The 20,668-nt window shown below is 51.5% G+C and carries 17 protein-coding genes; 2 read left to right on the forward strand and 15 right to left on the reverse strand.

Going from position 1 to position 20,668, the window contains the following annotated elements; translation table 11 throughout:
- Window positions 1-74: 74 nt before the first annotated feature.
- Window positions 75-1,265 (forward strand): amino acid aminotransferase, encoded by a 1,191-nt coding sequence (locus tag ACO0U8_RS10985; protein WP_217204007.1) that lies wholly within the window; start codon window positions 75-77, stop codon window positions 1,263-1,265.
- Window positions 1,266-1,345: 80 nt separating this feature from the next.
- On the opposite strand, the gene ACO0U8_RS10990 is transcribed toward ACO0U8_RS10985, so the two are convergent.
- The 7 genes from ACO0U8_RS10990 to cmoM form a co-directional block, all read right to left on the reverse strand.
- On the reverse strand, window positions 1,346-1,993 hold the full coding sequence (locus ACO0U8_RS10990; protein ID WP_056769290.1) for an MBL fold metallo-hydrolase: 648 nt from the start codon (window positions 1,991-1,993) through the stop codon (window positions 1,346-1,348).
- 51 nt (window positions 1,994-2,044) lie between these two features.
- Complete coding sequence (locus tag ACO0U8_RS10995) at window positions 2,045-2,596, reverse strand: YcbK family protein (protein WP_056769288.1); 552 nt, start codon at window positions 2,594-2,596, stop codon at window positions 2,045-2,047.
- Window positions 2,597-2,775: 179 nt separating this feature from the next.
- Window positions 2,776-4,626 carry a L,D-transpeptidase gene (gene ldtD, locus ACO0U8_RS11000; protein WP_421670784.1) on the reverse strand — a complete coding sequence of 617 codons (1,851 nt, stop codon included), beginning with the start codon at window positions 4,624-4,626 and terminating at the stop codon, window positions 2,776-2,778.
- Between the two features lie 352 nt (window positions 4,627-4,978).
- Complete coding sequence (gene mukB / locus ACO0U8_RS11005) at window positions 4,979-9,427, reverse strand: chromosome partition protein MukB (protein WP_421670785.1); 4,449 nt, start codon at window positions 9,425-9,427, stop codon at window positions 4,979-4,981.
- Window positions 9,424-10,155 (reverse strand): chromosome partition protein MukE, encoded by a 732-nt coding sequence (gene mukE / locus ACO0U8_RS11010; RefSeq protein ID WP_056769283.1) that lies wholly within the window; start codon window positions 10,153-10,155, stop codon window positions 9,424-9,426. The genes mukB and mukE overlap by 4 nt, the downstream gene beginning before the upstream one ends.
- The gene (gene mukF, locus ACO0U8_RS11015) at window positions 10,136-11,458 is read right to left on the reverse strand and encodes a chromosome partition protein MukF (RefSeq protein ID WP_421670786.1); all 1,323 of its coding nucleotides are present in this window, start codon (window positions 11,456-11,458) and stop codon (window positions 10,136-10,138) included. The genes mukE and mukF overlap by 20 nt, the downstream gene beginning before the upstream one ends.
- Window positions 11,455-12,240, reverse strand: coding sequence for a tRNA uridine 5-oxyacetic acid(34) methyltransferase CmoM (cmoM, locus tag ACO0U8_RS11020; protein WP_056769279.1), 786 nt, complete (start codon window positions 12,238-12,240; stop codon window positions 11,455-11,457). Before cmoM ends, mukF begins: the two co-directional genes overlap by 4 nt.
- 169 nt (window positions 12,241-12,409) lie before the next feature.
- On the opposite strand from cmoM, the gene elyC reads away from it, so the two are divergent.
- Entirely contained in the window at window positions 12,410-13,189 is a 780-nt protein-coding gene (gene elyC, locus ACO0U8_RS11025) for an envelope biogenesis factor ElyC (RefSeq protein ID WP_421670787.1), read from the forward strand.
- A 1-nt stretch (window position 13,190) separates the two neighbouring features.
- Here elyC and ACO0U8_RS11030 read toward each other — a convergent pair whose 3' ends face one another.
- The 8 genes from ACO0U8_RS11030 to msbA form a co-directional block, all read right to left on the reverse strand.
- Window positions 13,191-14,084 carry a YcbJ family phosphotransferase gene (locus tag ACO0U8_RS11030; protein ID WP_217204004.1) on the reverse strand — a complete coding sequence of 298 codons (894 nt, stop codon included), beginning with the start codon at window positions 14,082-14,084 and terminating at the stop codon, window positions 13,191-13,193.
- A 189-nt stretch (window positions 14,085-14,273) separates the two neighbouring features.
- Entirely contained in the window at window positions 14,274-15,023 is a 750-nt protein-coding gene (gene kdsB, locus ACO0U8_RS11035; protein WP_056769274.1) for a 3-deoxy-manno-octulosonate cytidylyltransferase, read from the reverse strand.
- Window positions 15,020-15,202: a Trm112 family protein gene (locus tag ACO0U8_RS11040; protein ID WP_056771818.1), complete on the reverse strand. Its 183-nt coding sequence runs from the start codon at window positions 15,200-15,202 to the stop codon at window positions 15,020-15,022. Before ACO0U8_RS11040 ends, kdsB begins: the two co-directional genes overlap by 4 nt.
- A 373-nt stretch (window positions 15,203-15,575) precedes the next feature.
- Window positions 15,576-16,802: a winged helix-turn-helix domain-containing protein gene (locus ACO0U8_RS11045; protein ID WP_421670788.1), complete on the reverse strand. Its 1,227-nt coding sequence runs from the start codon at window positions 16,800-16,802 to the stop codon at window positions 15,576-15,578.
- Between the two features lie 96 nt (window positions 16,803-16,898).
- Entirely contained in the window at window positions 16,899-17,111 is a 213-nt protein-coding gene (locus tag ACO0U8_RS11050; protein WP_056769270.1) for a cold-shock protein, read from the reverse strand.
- Window positions 17,112-17,372: 261 nt separating this feature from the next.
- Window positions 17,373-17,582, reverse strand: coding sequence for a transcription antiterminator/RNA stability regulator CspE (gene cspE, locus ACO0U8_RS11055; RefSeq protein ID WP_056769269.1), 210 nt, complete (start codon window positions 17,580-17,582; stop codon window positions 17,373-17,375).
- 341 nt (window positions 17,583-17,923) lie between these two features.
- Complete coding sequence (gene lpxK / locus ACO0U8_RS11060) at window positions 17,924-18,913, reverse strand: tetraacyldisaccharide 4'-kinase (RefSeq protein ID WP_421670789.1); 990 nt, start codon at window positions 18,911-18,913, stop codon at window positions 17,924-17,926.
- Window positions 18,910-20,658 carry a lipid A ABC transporter ATP-binding protein/permease MsbA gene (gene msbA, locus ACO0U8_RS11065; RefSeq protein WP_056769265.1) on the reverse strand — a complete coding sequence of 583 codons (1,749 nt, stop codon included), beginning with the start codon at window positions 20,656-20,658 and terminating at the stop codon, window positions 18,910-18,912. The genes lpxK and msbA overlap by 4 nt, the downstream gene beginning before the upstream one ends.
- Between the last annotated feature and the right edge of the window lie 10 nt (window positions 20,659-20,668).

Consider the following 20,668-nt stretch of genomic DNA (forward strand, 5'->3'; position numbering starts at 1 on the left):
GGTTGGCAAATAACCCTCTCTGGCGTTACCCTTAAAGCCTCTTTCGCACTATCAGGCTAATGGAAATTTCCAACATGTTTGAAAAAATCACAGCAGCACCCGCCGATCCTATTCTGGGTCTTTCCGATCTTTTCCGCGCTGACGACCGCTCTGATAAAATCAATCTTGGGATTGGTGTTTATAAAGATGAAACCGGTAAGACGCCGGTTCTGGCCAGCGTGAAAAAAGCCGAGCAATTCCTGTTGGAAAATGAAACGACGAAAACCTATCTGAGCATCGACGGGTTGCCTGATTTCGCACACTGCACGCAGGAATTGCTGTTCGGAAAAGACAGTGCCGTGATCGCGGAAAAACGCGCCCGCACCGCGCAGACCCCAGGCGGCACCGGCGCATTGCGTATTGCTGCTGATTTCATTGCCACGCAGACCAGCGCTAAACGCGTGTGGGTCAGTAACCCGAGCTGGCCAAACCATAAAGGCGTGTTTAATGCCGCCGGTCTTGAAGTCGCTGAATACAATTATTACGACGCGCCGAATCACACCCTTGATTTCGACGGTATGCTGAAAAGCCTGAGCGAAGCCCAGGCCGGTGACGTGGTGTTATTCCACGGCTGCTGCCATAACCCGACAGGTATCGATCCTACGCAAGCGCAGTGGGCGCAGCTGGCTGAACTCTCCGTCAGTAAAGGCTGGTTGCCGCTGTTTGATTTCGCCTATCAGGGCTTTGCCAAAGGTCTGGAAGAAGATGCGGGTGGCCTGCGCTTGTTCGTGGAAAAACACAAAGAGTTGCTGGTCGCCAGTTCCTACTCCAAAAACTTTGGCCTGTATAACGAACGAGTGGGCGCCTGTACTTTAGTTGCCGCAGATGCCGACACTGCAGATCGCGCCTTCAGTCAGGTGAAATCCGTTATCCGTGCAAACTACTCTAACCCACCGGCACACGGCGCAGCCGTTGTGGCGACCATATTGGGTAACCCTGCCCTGCGCACCTTGTGGGAGCAGGAACTGAGCGACATGCGCCAGCGTATCCACCGCATGCGTCAGTTGTTCGTCACCACCTTGCAGGAAAAAGGCGCTAAACAGGACTTTAGTTTTATTATCAATCAGAACGGCATGTTCTCTTTCAGCGGCCTGACCAAAGATCAGGTTTTGCGTCTGCGTGATGAATTCGGCGTTTACGCGGTGAATTCTGGCCGTATTAACGTGGCTGGTATTACGCTGGACAACATGGCTCCTCTGTGTGAAGCCATTGTCGCGGTCATCTAAAAGATAAGCAGCGCTGTTCCATTAAAAAAGCCCGTCAGGTGACTGACGGGCTTTTTGCTGTTCCCAATATGGCAGAAAAATTACCAGACCGGCAATTCATCCTGCAGGAACGGATTGGTTTTACGCTCATAACCAAAATCAGACATCGGGCCGTGACCGGGGATGAAAACAATATCATCGCCCAGTGGCAATAATTTGGTTTTGATAGAGTTGATCAGCGCCTGATGATCGCCGCGCGGGAAATCACTGCGGCCTACGCCACCTTTGAAAATCACGTCACCGGAAACGGCTAAACGCGCTTTGTCATTGATGAAGACAATATGCCCCGGCGTATGACCCGGACAATGCAGGACGGAGAGCGCTTCTTCGCCAACGCTGACGGTGTCGCCCTCTTCCAGCCAGGTGTCTGGCGTTAACGGGTCACAGTGTTCCAGTCCGAACATCTGGCTCTGAGCGGGCAGCCCATCCAGCAGGAATTGATCTTCTTTTTGCGGGCCGATCACTGGCACCTGATAATGTTCTGCCAGTTCAGCAGCGGCGCCGACGTGATCAAGATGTCCGTGAGTCAACAGGATCTGAGTGACCAGAACGCCCTGAGCGGAAACTTCGCGAATAATTTTGGCTGCTTCACCGCCCGGATCGACAAGCGCGGCCTGATTGGTTTTAGTACACCAGATCAATGAGCAATTTTGGCTGAAAGCCGTGACAGTAATGAGATGGGTTTTCATAGTGCTCCACAAAATGGCCTGTCCGTTTGTGCAGGCCACTAATGACACACATCACCAGGTCCGGGCAGGGCCGGTATCGATGTGCACAAAGTTACTTCGTGGATAATATCCTACACCACCCATCCGCATTTTTAATGCTGCTTTGCGGATATTACTCAGTTCAATGCCCTGGATGTGGAAATCCATTGCCTGCCCAAGCGTATGGTAGCTGTGTTTCGCTACCCCACTTCCTGGTTCGCGCATGCTGTTGTTGGTGGCCAGCGAACGGTAACCGGAAATCAGCTGAACGGGCTTGTTCGTTCCACCGAGCATGACCTGTAAACGATAAAGATGATCGAACAGAGCAGGATCAATGGACTTCACTTTTTCCGCGCGATAGTCCCTGAACAAATGATTTAACCGGGCCAATTCATCCTTGTTGTAACGCTTTCCATCAAAAAATTCAGTTTTGAGGGTTTCGCCGGTATTTAGATTGTTAACGACCAGAATACGCGGACGAGGAGTGGAAAGAGTGGCGAATGCACGACTCGGAAGTAATGCAATCCCCATAGCGGCACTGCCTAATGCCAGCCATTTACGGCGATGTTTGTCGATTTCATTCATGTACAGTTTACTATCCGGTAAGAGTGTCAAAAATAGGTGCAATGCCAGCACCGTTTCGAACCTTAACGCCCTAAATAGAACGAGTCAAGGGACCCTAAAACGCAAAACGAGCGTGCCAGGTGCTCACGCTCGTTGTATGGCCAACTACTCAGACCGTTATCAGATTAGTTTTACTGCATTTATTGCAATAATTTCTCTGCCTGAGGCAATATTTGTGCACCAGATCTCACGGTTGAATCATAATTGTAAATATCTGTGCGGAATTGCGGCTTACCATCTTCAGCAACCCAGGCTGTCAGATAAAACAGTTTAACGGGTATGTGATGGCGAATTGACACATACGTCGTATTCCCGCCCTGCAGGGCCGAGGAGATCCGCGTGTCATTCCAGCCGGCATCCTGCAACAGCATATTCGCCAGTTCTGAGGCTTTGTTTACCCGCACACAGCCTGAACTTAATGCGCGAATGTCTTTGCTAAACAGGTTGTGATTCGGCGTGTCATGCAGATAGATAGCATCCGAACTTGGCATATTAAACTTATAGCGGCCCAGCGAATTACTGGCACCCGGTGCCTGACGAATGCGATACGGGAAATGGCTCGGTGACACCATGGCCCAGTCAATCATCATCGGGTCGATCACTTCCGCATCATTGCTCCAGCCCGATAGAACCTGATAGCCGTGTTGCTGGAAATACGTCGGGTTGTTCCTGGCTTTCGGCACAATATCTTCGCGCACCAGCGTGGTCGGCACGTTCCATGGCGGGTTCACCACCACATTATTCAACGCACTGCTCATCAGTGGCGTTTTACGGCTCGGCCGCCCGACAATCACTCTTGAAGACAACACTTCGTTGCCGTTGAGATAGTAAGTCAGCTGGTAATTGGGGATGTTCACCATAATGCCGGTGTTAACATTGCCCGGCAGAATTCGCAGACGCTGAATGTTCAACGCCAGCAACGTCGCACGCAGCTGCGGGGATGCATTAAGCCACTGGCGCGTACGGGCACCAATGATGCCGTCAGCTTCCAAACCTTGCCATTTCTGGAAACGTTTAACCGCCTCCACCAGCTCTGGTGTGTACTGGTTATTGGATACCACAACAGGCGCGACCGGCGCCGGGCTTTCGGCAGACTGCACGGTAGGCAGGACATCCTGCACTGACGTTGCAGAAGGACTTACCGCAGGCGTTGCGTTCTGTGCTTTGTCAGCTGTTTCATCAACGGAAAGATCGTCATTGGCTGCGCTGCCCGGCACATTTGGCGCGATGGTTTCGTCCGTCGGCTTAGGTGCTTTGATCTCTTCCGGGGCCGCAACCATCATGCCGGTGCGGTCGAGAATTTCACGCAGGGCAGGAATGTCGTCACTGATCTGGTCAGGACGCAAGCTTGATACTCCGGTCATGGCAGGCCATGGGCGGTTATCCGCCAGCATGATTTTCAGTGCTTCGTGCATTTTCGCGTAGTAAGGGTGCTGTGGAGTCAGTGTCGATAAATACTGCGCCGTTGTATCTTTGCGCACCGCCAACTGCCACTGATTGATGACGGTGAGCGGTGGTGTAGTCATTTTGTAAGGGACATTGCTGTACAGCCAGGTGTCGCCTTTCGCTTCAACGCTGCTGGTGAACTGCAAATACCCAAGCATAGCGTCAGACAATACGACGTCACGCGCCATCCCGGTGATTTGCGGATCTGTCAGCCACCTTACCCATTGGGTAAATTGAGGCTGTATACCTGAAATAGCCAGTTCTGCGAGTTGTTGCTGGAAAATCTGGACGGTTTCCCTGTCCTTCCACATGGGCTGCATGTGGTTTGCCGCATACAGTGACGACAGAGAAGACAGATACAGCGGACGGATACCTCGCGGTAACAGTTCAGCCTGTAGCTGGCTCATACTCTGTACGCTGGAAAGCGTGGTAGTTCGCACTGGCATGGTCGGTACTGCCGCCCAGGCAGCAAACCATGGCGATAACCCGCTGGCCAGCAAGCAGCTGGCGACTAAAAACTTGAGAGACCTTTGATTCATCAACATCTTCCCTTGCCTCCCGGTAAATTTATCAATTTCATCCCCGAAATAATCCAGCGATACTGAGATTAAGTATATAAAGAGAATTCTTTTTTTGCGTAGAAACTCAATTAAATAGAGTCCGCGTCTGACGTGATGACTCTATGCCAGCCGTCAGCCGAAATAAAGCCTTCATTACGGCGTTTTTAATTCATTCGCCTATATTTCAGGCAAGGCAGGACGATTGTTTTTTTTGCTATTTGAAACCACTTATTTTTTATCTGGAAGCATAAGTAAAATGAATAATTAGACGTAAAAAGCCCCGGCATTCTTCGCCAGGGCTTTCAGACATTCAAGACACTTTCATATTAAAAAATGCTCAGGAAACGTCTTCTTCCGTGCTCGCCAGCGCAGGGACTTCTGGTGCAAAACCACGTAAGCCCACCACGTGAACATGCTCATTGTTACCGAACATTTTACGCACCAGCTTATAGGTCGTCCCCTTTTCAGGGCTGATGTTTTCCGGTGCGGCAATAATCAACTGCATTTCCAGACGATCGCACAACTCGAAAAGGGTCGCGATAGATTTGGCATCCAGACGCGCCGCTTCATCGAGGAACAACAGGCGGCACGGTGAAATATCTTTCCCGCGCATACGGCTCGATTCGTCTTCCCAGCTCTGTACGACCATCACCAGAATCGACATACCGGTACCGATCGCCTCACCCGTTGACAGCGCGCCACTCTCTGCACGCAGCCAGCCGTCAGAGCCGCGGTTCACCTCGACTTCCATCTCGAGATAGTTACGGTAGTCGAGCAGCTCTTCGCCGATCGTTTGTGGCGTGCGTTGCCCCATATCGATTTGCGGGTTCAGACGCTGGTACAACTTCGCCAGGGCTTCGGAGAAGGTCAGACGGTTGCTGCTGAACAGATCCTGATGTTGTTCCTGTTGCTCGGAGAGCACATCCAGCAAGCCGGCATGCGCCTCGCGCACATTGACGTTCAGCCGCACGCTCTTCACCTGACCAAATGCCACGGCTTGCAGCCCCTGGTTCAGCTGACGAATACGGTTCTGCTCACGCTGAATGGTTTTGCGAATGATGTTAGCCACGCTCTTAGAGCTAATTGCCAGTTGCTGTTCGCGGGCAGTCAGTTCTTCCGTCAAACGCCCAAGTTCAATTTCCATCTGTTCGATGGCTTCAACCGGATCATCAGTACGAATGATATCCTGCCGGATACGTTCGCGCAGATGCTGATACACCGCGATGTAGAACTGGATTTTACGCTCAGGACGTTTTGGATCTTCTGAAAGACGGAGCACATCACGCAGATGTTCGTTATCAGACACCGCCAGACGCAGCGCACCCAATGATTTATCCGACATAGAACGCAGCTCATCGCCGTCCATATAGGCCAGCTCACGGCGATGTAAGCGACGCTCAACACCGTTATCTTTCACCAGACGCATGACGGCGCACCAGCCCGCTTTCGAGGAGACAACCTGCTCGCGGCTCTGATGATAATCACGTTCCAGCTTACGTAATTTCTTCTGCAGGTTATCCATTTCGGCTTCGCAGAAGGTGATCTGTTTTTCAAGTTGGTTGCAGCGCGCCCGGTTAGTGCTGAGCGCCGAGTGCAGTTCATCGCGGCGCGTTTTGGCGCGCGCTTCGGCATTCGGATCGGCCTGAACGCCGATATCCTGCAACTCCTGCCCCAGTTCTTTAAGCATGTCACGCTTGGCGTCGAACGAGCTTTTCAGCGAGGCAAGCACCTGACTGTATTGCGCATATTGCGCCTGATGCTGACGCATTTGTTCACGGGCACGGGTACGTTCGGCTTCGGCATGTTCGAGGCGCTGACGCAACTGGTCGTTCAGATCAGCATTCTCATTCAACATTCCGGCAGAGTCGGTATAGCTGAAGTGAGCACGGCGCTGAACGACTTCAGTCAGGGCAAACGCCTGTTGTTTCGCCAGACGCTGGGCGTGCTGAGCCTGTGCATAATCTTCTTTCAGCTGTTCGTGTTGTTCCGGGTCGCTTTGCAGAACGGAAACCAGCGGTTCCAGCTTGCTGAGAGAGAGACCATGTTGCTGAATGAAACGGGCGGCATCCTGCGCCTCTTCCATTTCATCGCGAATTTCTTCCACACGATCGATCAACGTTTCATCGCACAGCAAACCTACGCGCGGCTGAAGTTTATTGAGCATCGCGATGGCATCTTTTGCCTGCTCGTACTGCTGACGCTGCTGCTGATTCTGGCCTTCGTGCGCATTAAGTGCACGCTCCAGTTCACCACGGCGACCGCTCAGACTACGAATCTCAGCCTCAGGATCGGCATCAAACGCCACGGCGAGATGGCTGCCGATAAAGCGGCTGAAAGCCTGATGTGCACGCTGAATTTTCTGCACATCGAATGACAGCGTAGCGTAACGCTCAGACAAACTTTCGCGTTCTTTATGCAGCGTTTCCAGACGGTTTTCACGGGCCGCACGGCCAAACAACGGCACCTGCGGGAAGTGCGAATAACGCCACTGGCGGTCACCGGTTTTCACCAGCACCGCGCCCTGCATTTCATCGACTTCAAAAACGTTATCATCGAAGGACTGCGGATCCCCTTCAATCAGATAGAGATCTTCAGGGCAATCGTCCAGGCCGTCCAGCTGATCGCGGATCAGCGATAAATCAGGCACCACAATTGCGTGGCGCGACGGGCCATACAACGCCGAGAAATAAGGTGCATCGTCGATGGTGACGTCATCGTAAATCTCTGACAGCAGCACGCCGCCAAAACGCTCAGCCAGCGCAATCATGCGGGAATCTTCCGCACCGCTTGGCTGGCTGAGACGGGTGATCTGGCCTTCGATTCGACGTTTACGTGCCGCCACTTCGTCACGTTCGACGGTGGTATCACGCTCACTTTCCAGCAACTGCTGCATGTACTCCGTGACCTGCTGGCTGTTTTCCAGCGGCTCTTTGCTCTGCTCGCTTAACTGACTCAGGGCTTCCTGAGCGGCCAGCCAGACGGGTGCGCGTGCGGTCAGTTCACGGATGCGGGCCTGCACCTGCTCAAGTTCCTGACGCATTTCCATGCGGCGTTCACCAGCCTGTGATACCACAATCTGTAATTCTTCAATCTGCACGTCCAGCTCGCGCTGCATTTCGTCCAGATCTTCAGGTTGCACATCCTGCCCGGTGCGTTTACAGAATTCCTGCAACTGACGCTCAGCGTCCTGCTGTTCGCGCAGACGCCCTTCCAGCTCGGACAAACGCATACGCAGCGGCTCAACGCGCTCAGCCTGATGCAGTTGTGAGGACCACTCGCGCAACAGTTCACGCGCCGTCTTCCAGGCATCACTGCGGCTGACTTCTCCGGCGATTTTCACGACCAGCTGGTAGGCCGTTTCGAACTGGCTGTGTGCGGCAGAGGCCACACTCATTTTTTGTTCCAGCATTAGCAGGATTTCGGTCGCTTCCTGCTCTTTGCTCTGGAACGTATCCAGCCATTGTTCACTGTTTTGCGTGCTCAGATCGGGGATCTGGCACAGCTCACGGGCGCGCTCGATCGCCTGTAAGGCTTGCTGATACTGGATAGCACGGGTCTGCTGAACATCCAGCGCCTGCTGATAATCTGCCAGCTGGCTCTTCAGTTCATCCACTTCCAGCTCGGCGGCCTCAGCACGGGCTTCATGCTCAGCGTGCAGTTCGCTGGCTTCAGCGACGACTTCGTTCTGCTCTTCCAGACGATAGGTCAGCTCTTCGAGATCGCTTTCATAACGCTCGATTTTTTCCTGCTGACGCATCGCTGTCTGTACCAGACTCAGATGGTCACTGGCGGCCTGATAATCTGTTTCCAGATCGCTTTGCGCACCGCTTTGTTCTGCCAGCTCACGCGCCATTTCAACATGGCGGTATTGTTCACCGGAGAGCTGTTTGCGGCTGGTTAACAAATCATTACGCAGCACCAGCGCACCATCAAGATGGATACGGCGTTCGTTGGCGTGACGCATGTAGTCGGCGGCCACGTAAGAAGTCGCTTCAGAAATCAGATGCTTAAACAGGTCACGGTCAGATTGCGTAACGCGGATGGCTTCCAGCGTCATGCGGTTCTCGCGCAGCGCCGCTTCCATATCCTGGAAAGCTTTACGCACACCGCTGTTTTCCGGTAACAGGTAGTCACGCAGGGAACGGGTGATGGCGCTGGAAATACCGCCGTACAGCGAGGCCTCAATCAGACGATAGAACTTGCTGCGGTCTGACGCTGAACGTAAACGGCGCGGGATCACGCCCAGATCAAACATCAGGGCATGATAATCAGTAATCGAGTTGAACTGCTTAAATTGCACGCCTTCCATTGCTTCGACGCGATCTTTCAGTTCCTGCAAAGACAACACGCGCGCCTGGCGTTCTCCGACCGTTTCAGTCAGCATTTCCGTCGGGTTTACCGCAACCGGCAGCCCCTGAATGGTGAAGGGTTTGATATCGACTTTGCGATCGCGACCGGCAATTTGTTGCAGGCGAACGCCCACCACAATGCGCTGGTGACGTGAGTTCACCACGTCCAGTACCGAATAACACACGCCCGCACGTAATTTTCCGTGCAGACCTTTGTCGCGTGAACCGGAAGTCGCGCCCGCTTCAGTGGTGTTACGGAAATGCAGCAGCGTCAGATCGGGGATAAGCGCCGTGACGAAGGCAGCCATGGTGGTGGATTTACCCGCACCGTTGCCGCCGGAAAGCGTAGTCACCAGTGAATCGAGGTCAAAAGTACGGGCAAAAAAGCCGTTCCAGTTAACCAGCGTCAGTGAGCGAAATTTACCGCGTTCAATCATTCCTGTTCATCCTCTGCGCTCTGGTGTCCTTGCTGCCCGGTCTGGGCTTCACTGTCATCGGGCTCATCGTTTAATGACAATGCGCTGTCAACAGGCATCGCTTCGCCGTCGCGGATCATCCGCAACTGCGCTTCACGGGCATCATCTCCGCTGCGGACATCAGCACCGAAACGAAATACAGCTTCGGTGATGCGGAATTTCGTGCTGTCGACGCCCATGAAAAACACCATACCCAGACGGCGCAGACGGTTCAGTGACGTTCTGACTTTGTCCTGTAACTTCTGGCGGTCGAGATCGGAGCCGGTGGAGCGCTGGTTCACGTATTTAAGCAATTTGTTTTCATCAGCCAGGCTCAGCAACTCATCATAAAGTTCCTGCTGGGTGAAAATGCCTTCATGCGCCAGACGTTCAGGGCTGAGATACAGATAGCAAAGAATTTTCCCCACCATCATGTCCAGCTCAGACAAAACCGAGCGCGGGATAAGCGTGGTAGAACGCGGGCGTAAATAGAAGAAACCTTCCGGTGCCCGAATCAATTCCACGTGATAGCGGCTGTAAAAGAGTTCCATTTCTTCCTGATAGTCCATCAGGAAAGCGTGGTTATCCAGTTCATCAATGCCGATGTGGCGGCCGGAACGTAACTGGCTGTCGAGAGCAGGAAACACTGAGTTCGCCAGTGCCTGCGCCAGCTTAGCTGGCATTATGTGTTCAATATTTGTCGATGACATGGGCCTGCACCTTGGCTCCGTAATCATTGATTGCCTGCCATTCGGCGTGCAACCCTGAAAAATCTGCTTCAGCCACACCAAGGCGCACTGCCTGGTCGACCACAATTCGCGCGACATCAAAGTGTCGGGCTCGCGGATACTGTATGAGGTATTCGCGCATCACCATGCCCAGATTGAGCGGCGTTTTCTGTTGTTGATAAACTTGTAATGCCTGTTCAATCAATGCCGCAAGCTGTTCACGGATTTCGTTAAATTCTTCGAATTCAAGATCTGGCGGAAGTTCGCCCGTCACTTCCTCACTGCGCAGCGCCAGTTCTTCGTCGCGCATGTCCAGCAGACGATCGGCATTGGCAAAAGTCAGTGTCCACGGCTGATCAAAATAGTTCTGAACCGACTGACGCAGACGCTGAGCAAATACGCGATTTTTATCCATGTCGATCGCGGTACGGATAAATTTGTGTACGTGACGGTCATAACCGATCCACAGATCAATGGCCTGCTGACCCCAACTGGTAATGCGATCGAGTTTGTTTTGTAAGTCGAAAACCAGTTTGTCGACGAATCCCAAATCCATGTCGATCATGGTGGCGTCCTGAATACGCATCAGGTGCGCCTGCAGCAGGTTACCCGCCGCTTCCAGCGTATCCTGCAATTCGCGCAGTGTACCGGAGGTTTCTGACAGAAGAAGTTCACAGCTGGAAATAGCTGCGCGCCAGTCTTTGTTGAGCAGCCCGGCAATATCGTCTTTCACGCCCTGCTGCTGCTCATCCATGATGCGCTGAGTCATATCTATGCTGTCGAAGATTTCCGCAACGGAATATTTCAGCGGTGCGTAAACGTTGCGATGCCAGTGGAAATCATCACCGCCTTCGTCGGCTGCATCGGCGGCGCGCTTGAGTTCCTGCGCCACGATCGACAGCTGCATAGACAGACGCAGCGTGGAGAACTCACGCTGACGGATATAATAATCGGAGATACCGATCGCCAGAGGCGTCAGGCGATAAATAGCATTGCCGTCTGCCATTTCACTGACAAAACGGTTGAGCAAACGCTGGCGCACCATGTCATTGATGGCGTTATTGGCACGTACGTTAATCGTTTCATTCGTCTGCTCAAAACCTTTACTGACATGACGAAACGCATCAACCAGTTCACCTTCACTCATTTCCCCATCAAGGCGCTCGCTGTTTAATGTGGCAATCGCCATAAGAAAAGCCAGTCGCTCCGTTGGCAGCGAAATTGAGAAATCATTTTTCCGTGCCCAGGCGACCAGTTCGGGTACAGTCTGGGAAAATTCACTCATAATTCGTCCTTCAGAATGGGTTTGTGCGCCATCACGTGGATGTAACGTCCCAAACTAACAAAAGGTTCCTGGCGGCAATAGCGCTGTTCCAGCGCCAGAAGCTCGTCAAAATCCTGTTTATGTTGTTGTCTGTTTCGCAAATAATCGTGGAACACTCTAACACCGGTCTTGCCACTGATCTGCATTCCAAGCTCTTCCAGCCACTGATAGACCTGCGCAGGTTCCAGCGGGTGATCAGGTAACAGGGAGCTTTTTTTGATTTTTGGTACGCCCGCATCGACATGACCAAAATTGCCGAGGATCATGTGCCGCATGACCAGGCCGTGGATATTGTAAAACATCAGCGATAGCGCGCCACCGGGTGCCAGACAATCGACCAGCGCGGCTAGCGCCGCTTGCGGTTCAGCCAGCCATTCGATGACCGCATGGAACAATATCAGATCAACCGGCTGTTCCAAATGTTCTGCGATGTGCTGAGCGGGGCATTGTACAAATTGCATGTTACCGCTCACACCTTTTTCAATCGCAGCGGCCTGAGCGCGGCGGATCATCTCACCTGACAGATCGCACAACAAGACCTGATGTCCTAAAGCGGCCAGTTCGCAGGCCATTTGTCCTTCGCCGCCGCCCGCATCTAAAATGCGCAGAGGCCGCTGCGGTAAAGATTTCATCAATTCCTGCAGATCCTGACCCAGCACAGCCTGACGGATACGTCCCTTCGTTGTGCCGTAGATATTGCGCGAAAATTTTTCGGCCATATCGTCAAAATTACGATCCTGCATGAAGTCTTACCTGTTCGCTGTTGAGCATTTTGGTGGAAACCTGTCCACGTGAATAATTTGGTGTGCAGCTATCTGGCTGCTATTTTGGCACAGGCGGGCATAGAATAAATCATCCTGACGCGGAATCACGCCCGGATGTCGTTTTTTCACCCAAAAGGAACGGTTTCAGATGTTATTTATCCTAAAAAAGACCCTTGGCGGCCTGCTGCTTCCCCTGCCCTTTATTTTGCTGATCATGGCAATCGCGCTGGTGTTGCTGTGGATGACCCGCTTGCAGAAAACCGGAAAAGTGTGTTTTTTGCTAAGTTGGCTGCTGTTGCTGCTTCTGAGCCTGCAACCCGTGGCTGACAGCCTGCTGCGACCGATTGAATCAGAATACCCGACTTATCAGGCGCAGGCGCACCCGCCGGTGAAATTTGTGGTGGTACTGGGAGGCGGTTACACCTTCAATCCTGAGTGGGCGCCGAGCTCGAATTTACTCAGCAACAGTCTGCCGCGCGTCACCGAAGGGATCCGTATTTATCGTGCTAATCCGGGAGCCAGGTTGGTCTTTACCGGCGGCAAGGCAATGACGAACCCGGTCAGCAGTGCGTCAATAGCAGGAAAAGTGGCAGAAAGTTTAGGCGTTCCTGAGAGCGATATCCTGTTGCTTGATAAACCGAAAGATACTCATGAAGAATCTGAGCAGGTCAAAGCACTGATCGGGCAACAACCTTTCGCTCTGGTAACGTCCGCCAATCACCTCCCGCGCGCGATGATTTTCTTCCGGCAGCAAGGACTGACGCCAATACCTGCGCCAGCCAATCAGTTGGCGATCAACTCCCCGCTTAATCCGTGGGAAAAAGCCCTCCCGCAGGCGTTTTATTTATCTCACAGCGAACGGGTATGGTATGAATCGCTGGGACGCCTGTGGCAATGGTTTACCGGGTCGCAGTCTGCGGCGAACTGATTCAGTCCAGCCACGGCAGCAACTGCTGCCGTGCGTAATCAAACTGGCGACGATCGAGCTTGCCGGTATGAATCAGATGCGCCACCGATTCCCACACCAGATACATCCAACGACGGGAAAGGAATGAGTCGGAAACTGGCGCTTTCTGTAAATAGGTAAATAGCAGCTGCTCGCTCATGCCCTTTTCCCATAACCGGAAAAGCTCAAATTCGCGTGGTGCCCAGAGTACGGTGCCGGGATTGATCATCGCTAACAACTGATCGCTGCGCGGGTCTTTGAGCATACTTCGCAGGGAAAGATTGCCATGAACCAGGACCGGCGTGTCGTCGAAGTCTTTAAACATGGCGCCCAGACACTGACGTGAACGAAACAGCATCGTGCGGTCTTCTGCGGTGAGTTCGGGCGCCTGCAAATGGGTTAACGTCGCCCATAACACCTCTATCCGCTGCGGATACCAGTTTTCCCAGCGATTTTCCTGCGTACTGTCAACGGAACCCACGCAACCGTGACTGTCAATACGATGCCACGCCAGCATCGCCTCCACCATTTGCTCCTGCAAAACGTGCCAGCGTTCAGGCGTTCGGGTGGGCGCTTCTGCCGAAACGCCACGCAGCCGCTCAATCAGCAGGATCTCCTGGTAGGGTTTTTGATGGGTGGTGACCATGCCATAAACTGTCGGCACACGGACTACCCCTTCTCGCGCCAGCATGGAAAGTTTATAGGCCTCCTGCCCGGCGATCCCCTGACAGGTAAAACTTTTCGCCATCAAAGGCATCGCATAGCCCTGCTCATCATAGAGTGAAAAAAGATGGGCGTAGGGCTGCTCACTGACGCATTCCAGGCGGGATAAACGCTCACCCAGCACAATACTTAATTCGGCTTTTAGCTGTTCCATAACGTGTTCGCAGTGACGAAAAGAGTAAGGGTTATGATGGAAGCTTCAATGCAGGAATACCCCGTTTCAGATCAAACAAAAACCGGATAATCGGAAGAGAAAAAGGAAGGAAGTGCGCAAAAAGGCATGAAAATAATGTAAATCAGAAATGAGTAAACGGAATGCCGTAACATTCCGTTTTCGCAAACATCAGTGACTCAGGATAGCGCGCACGCGTTCCAAATCTTCCGGAGTATCGACCCCGACGGAAGGGATGGCTTTTGCCACATCAACATGGATTTTTTCACCGTACCACAGCACCCGCAGTTGTTCGAGAAGTTCGATGTGCTCCAGTTCGCTCGGTTCCCATTTCACATACTGACGGATAAATCCGGCACGATAGGCGTAAATGCCGATATGGCGCAGGAAGACATCGCCAATTGTTTCTTTAGACACGGCAAAACGTTCGCGCTCCCAGGGAATGGCCGCCCGTGAGAAGTACATGGCATAGCCTTTAGCATTGCGCACAACTTTTACGGCGTTGGGATTGAAAGCTTCTTCTGCGGTTTCAATCGGCACGGCCAGCGTGGACATGCCAGCTTCGCTGTTTGCCAGATTTTCAGCCACCTGACGGATAATCACCGGCGGAATTAAGGGTTCGTCGCCCTGCACGTTAACGATGATTTCGTCATCAGCAAACTGGCATAGCTCGATCACTTCAGCCAGACGCTCAGTCCCGGATTGATGATCCGCACGGGTCATGCAGACTTCGCCACCGGCCGCTTCAACCGCTTTTACGACTTCCGGATGATCGGTTGCGACGATCACACGTTTCGCGCCAGATTCAAGCGCACGTTCCATGACATGGACAACCATCGGTTTACCGTTGATGTCCGCCAGAGGTTTACCCGGCAAACGACTTGAGCCATAACGGGCAGGAATAATGGCAATAAAACTCATGGATGTGTCTCATCTACAGAAAGCGGGCGGGCCTCATTTTCTAATAATACGGGAATTCCGTCACGAACCGGGTACGCGAGGCTGTCCGCTTTGCAGACCAATTCCTGAGACTCTTTATTAAAATACAACTTCCCGTTACAGACAGGGCAGGCAACGATTTCAAGCAAACGGTGATCCATAAATTTCTCCGGAGGCAAATACACCAGATTATCAATGTGGTGCAGCGCAAAAACGCATTGGAAAACACGATACGACGGTGCATCAGGATAGCATAACCGCCCCACCAGCGTTACTCCTCACACCTTCGCGTCATACAGATGTGGAACCTTCGTAATGTGACGATAAAATTTCACGTTGTAATGATTGCGTTGCAGATTGAGGCAGAGTAGAATTTATGTGACCTGCGTCACATAAATAACTTCAAATATGAGCCTTAAAATGAAAACCATTAACAAAATCATCGCAATGTTCGCAAACTTCAGCAACTAATAGTGCCTGACACCTGCCATCATCGTGAATCAACGGCTGCCTGGCGCAGCCGTTTTCTTTTGCTTAGCTCAGTTGCCAGTTTTTATTCCAGTGACGGGTTAAAGAGTCAGGAATGTTGCCCGTTGTGACTTCGCCAGCCCCCTGCCAAACCGCAAAACGATTAATCGCACCAGTGAGATCCCGAACCCGCCGTGCAGTCAGTGTAACCCCCGGTTCAAAATGTAAGCTTTTGATCTCGAAAATTTTATTCTTGCGATGCATTTTGGCATCAACCCGACCGATCAGCTCACCCCGCTGCAAAACAGGTAAGGTAAAATAGCCATATTGCCGTTTTGCCTCCGGCGTATAGCATTCGATCCGGTAGTCAAAATTGAACAAAACCGACGCACGTTTGCGATCCCATACCACCGGATCAAATGGCGAAAGTAATGTCGTCACCGTCGAAGAAATACCGGATTCCAGCGCCTGCTGCAAAAGAGGCCATTGCTGCTGATGGACATAAAAAACACCGGTCAACCCTTCCACTTCCACCGGCGTTATTTCGTTGTCTGCCAGCAACTGAGCAATCACCTTTTTGGTATCAACACGCTTAAGCCGGTAATAATCAGCCAGCCATTCGGGCCTGAACAATCCGAGGCATTGGGCAGAACGCCTGAGCATTTGAAACTCTGCGTCCTCTTTCGTGAGCGCCTGTGTCGCATCATCCCAACCCGGCATCACGCGCTCGGCTAAATCGTATACCCGGTGGAAATTACGTCGCTCAGCGACCATAAGTTTGCCTGAGGTAAATAGCGTTTCCAGGTGCTTCTTATGCGGTTTCCAGTCCCACCATCCACTGTTCGATTTCTTTTCCGCGCTGAAATCTGCGGAACGAACAGGCCCGTTCTCAGCAATGTGTATCAGCAAAGCCTGTATGTCATGCTCATGTTGATCAAACCACGACTGTGAGAATTTCCAGCCCATTTTTTCCGGGTTCAACATCCGGTGACGCAACAGTCCGTAATCTTCACTGGGAATAAAGCAGGCCTCATGCGCCCAATATTCGAAGATCTTTCCCGCCGACAATGATTCTTCAAGCCACTGCATCGGGTAATTACCGAGGCGGCTGAACAACACCAGATATGGACTACGTGCAACCACGCTGATCGTGTCGATTTGCAGCAATCCCATCTTACGAATCGCCTGAATGACATCAGCAGCAGTGAGTTTTTGGGTGGCAGGTTTTAAGAGATTTTGTGCAGATAAATGCAAGGTGCGGGCTGAAGCGAGAGATATAACCGGGTGAGACATATCGGTATCCATTGCAGCGGGTAGACTGCGGATACCGATAGCATATTTTTACCGAAGCGTAAAATTCAGCTTAACGGAGAACAACATAAATCAGATTCAGAACCCGATAACGTCAGCCGCTGAAGGACCGTGTGCGACGCTGCGGTAAGTGGTGAATTCAACTCGCTGACCGGCACTCAGGGATTTATTTCCCGTGTTGGCGATCGAAGTACGCTGAACGTAAATTTCAGAAGAACCATCGAGCGGGCAAATAAAACCATAGCCTTTAGCCTGGTTGTACCATTTAACTAAACCCATTTTTAACATCATAATTTCTATCCTTTCTTTTGGGCATCCATGAACACACTTTTTTATTATTGTTCGGATGCGTTTGCCCATTTCTAAGTTATTTTTTTATAAAGAACCTCTAATGAGCGAATTTGTTTTAACGATTATTTTTACTACTTTTCGACGTTTTTATTAACGCCGCATTTACCTTCTCAGGTATGAAAAACCCGCCATCCGGCGGGCTTTACTCTGCTGATATGATTAGCGATTATCGTTATTTCATATCATCACGTCAGCCTCTTCTCAGAGCGCAATAACGTTAGCAGCAGCAGGACCGCGCGGGCTATCCTGAATGGTGTATTCTACACGCTGGCCTTCAGCCAGAGTTTTGAAACCATCGGTTGCGATTGCAGAGAAATGTACGAAGACATCTTTCTCGCCATCAGCCTGCTCAATAAAACCAAAACCTTTGCTTTCATTGAACCACTTAACCTGACCATTTTTCTTAGACATATTTAAAACCTTTTAACGAAATATAAAATCCTGCCATTCGGCAATGTTAGCCAATAGTTCAGACAATTACTTATGGGGAGGACTTAGAAGGTTCGTCTTGGAAGCGGAATCATCGGGAAAGAGATAACGTCTGGGAGGAACTGCTTTACTCAACACTCATACATAAATAGCGCTGCAACACAGGCTGCACGCATTAACTCACACGCCAGAATGAATAGCAAGCACTGTGTTACTATTATTCTTACGAGCTGAATCAAAACCATAAAGATCTGTTTGAAATCAGCGTGTTTACGTTTTCCTGCACGAGTAAATATTTTCGTTAAAGCCTGAGTCTGACGTTTTTAATGTGCTTTTTTCAAAATAAGATCAGTAATTTTTTGCAGCAGGTTTTCAGCCGAAATACCCTGAATCTTCGCTTCAACAGGTAAATACCACCAATTCTGCTGAGCAAAATCACGACATTTTACCGCGTCTTTCTCCGTCATCAGAAGCGTTCCTCCCCCCGGTACTAAGGCCGAAAGTTGTTCTGCCTGGTAAGCCTGATGATCGGCAAAAGTGACCTCTTTTTGCAACGTGACGCCCAATTGCTTAAGGGTGGCAAAAAAACGAGGCGGATGTCCAATTCCGGCCATCGCGACGATATTTTGCAACGCTGTAGCATCGCGTTGTTCGCCGGTAAGCAGGTTAACTGCTTTTCCCGGTTGCAACATCATTGACAGTTCACCTGTCTGCGCGTTTCCGCCGTTGGTAATCACTGCATCGACCGATAGCAAACGTGAAGCACGTTCCCGCATTGGGCCCGCAGGTAACCAGTGACCATTACCGAAACGCCTCACACCATCAACAACGACAATTTCGACATCCCGCTCAAGCGCGTAATGCTGTAAACCATCGTCCGTGACGATGACATCGAGCTCGTGCTCGCTCAATAACGCTTTGACTGCCTCAGAACGAACCGGGGATACCGCAACCGGCGCCCCTGTTCGCTGAAAAATCAGTACAGGCTCATCACCCGCCTGCACCGTCGAGGTATTTTCATTGAGCACCAGCGGATAGTGTGCTGATTTGCCACCATAGCCACGTGACACTACGCCAACACGAAATCCATGCTGTTGCAGTGTTTCAACCAGCCAGATCACCACAGGCGTTTTACCGTTACCTCCGGCGGTCAGATTGCCGACCACCACCACTGGCACCGGAGCACGCCAGCTTTTTCTGAGCCCTGATGTGTAACTATAACGGATGACCGTTGCGATCAATCCGTATAACCACGACAGAGGCAAAAGTAACAAGTAAAGCGGTGATTTTCCTGACCAGATGCGCTCAATCATTGGCCAAACTGCATCCGGTAAAGCTGTGAGTAAACACCGCGCTCTTCCAGCAAGGCAGTATGCGAACCACGCTCAACAATCCGTCCATCTTCAATCACCAGAATTTCATCGGCTTTTTCGATCGTTGATAAGCGGTGTGCAATCACAAGAGAGGTTCGGTTTTTCTGCAGTTCGTCGAGTGCAGCCTGAATGGCTCGCTCAGACTCTGTATCCAGCGCGGATGTTGCTTCATCAAGGATCAGGATTGGCGAGTCACGCAGCAATGCACGTGCGATAGCAATACGCTGACGCTGACCACCTGAAAGCAACACGCCGTTCTCGCCAATAACAGTATCCAGGCCCTGGTCCATTTTACCGATGAAGTCCATGGCATACGCCATGGTGGCGGCTTTTTCGATTTCTTCGCGTGAATACATATCCGTACGGGCATACGCAATATTGTTAGCGATCGTATCGTTAAAAAGATGAACGTTCTGCGATACCAGTGCGACCTGATCACGCAGTGATGACAAGGTGTACTCACGCAAATCATGCCCATCCATCAGGATTTGCCCTTCCTGGATGTCGTAAAAACGCGTCAGCAGGTTGGCAATGGTAGATTTACCCGAACCAGAGCGGCCTACCAGCGCGATCGTTTTCCCTTCAGGCAGGTCGAAGGAAATATCACGCAGTGCAGGAATATCGCGGCCAGGGTACGTGAAGGTCACATTTTTGAACTCAACATCGCCTTTGGCACGTTTAACTTCCAGCTTACCTTCGTCCTTCTCCTGCTCCATATCGAGGATCGAGAACAGAGTCTGACAAGCTGCCATACCGCGCTGGAACTGTGAGTTGACGTTGGTCAGAGACTTAAGCGGACGCATAAGTGCAATCATCGATGAGAACACTACCGTGATCGTACCGGCACTCAGCGTTTCCATAACAGACGGGAAGCTCGCGGCATACAACACGAAGGCCAGTGCAAGTGAGGCAATCAGCTGAATAATCGGGTCTGATATTGAAGAGGCAGAAACCATCCGCATACCTTGCTGACGCATGCGGTTACTGACTTTATCAAATCTCTGCGTCTCGACTTTCTGACCACCAAAGATAAGCACTTCTTTGTGACCTTTCAGCATTTGTTCAGCGCTGGTCGTGACTTGCCCCATGGTGTTCTGCATCGATTTACTGATGTTACGAAAGCGTTTCGACACCACGCGGATAACCACAGACACAATCGGCGCGATAACCAGCAGGATCACAGATAACTGCCAGCTGTAGTAGAACATCATGATGAACAAACCGATAATCGACGCGCCTTCACGCACAACTGTCACCAGTGCGCTGGAGGAGGAAGATGCTACCTGTTCGGAATCATAGGTAATACGAGAGAGCAAAGTACCCGTGGACTGTTGATCAAAGAAGGCAACAGGCATTCTCATCATATGGCCGAACAGGCGGCGACGCATATGCATGACCACTTTGCCTGACACCCACGAGATGCAGTAACTTGAAATATAGCCACTCACGCCACGCACAATCATCAGGCCGATAACGACCAGTGGCATCCAGAGTAAAATTGAGCGGTCGGCTTTGCCAAACCCATCATCAAGCAGCGGCTTCAGCAAAGACAGCATGAAAGTGTCACTGGCGGCGTTAGCGACCAGTGCAATAGCCGCAGCGATAAGCCCGGCCTTAAAAGGTGTGATCATCGGCCATAAGCGACGAAATGTCTGCCACGTGGAGAGATCTTTATCGTTCATCATGCAATATCAA

This window comes from Rahnella sp. EDr1-12 (assembly GCF_049206505.1).
Taxonomy (GTDB): domain Bacteria; phylum Pseudomonadota; class Gammaproteobacteria; order Enterobacterales; family Enterobacteriaceae; genus Rahnella; species Rahnella rivi.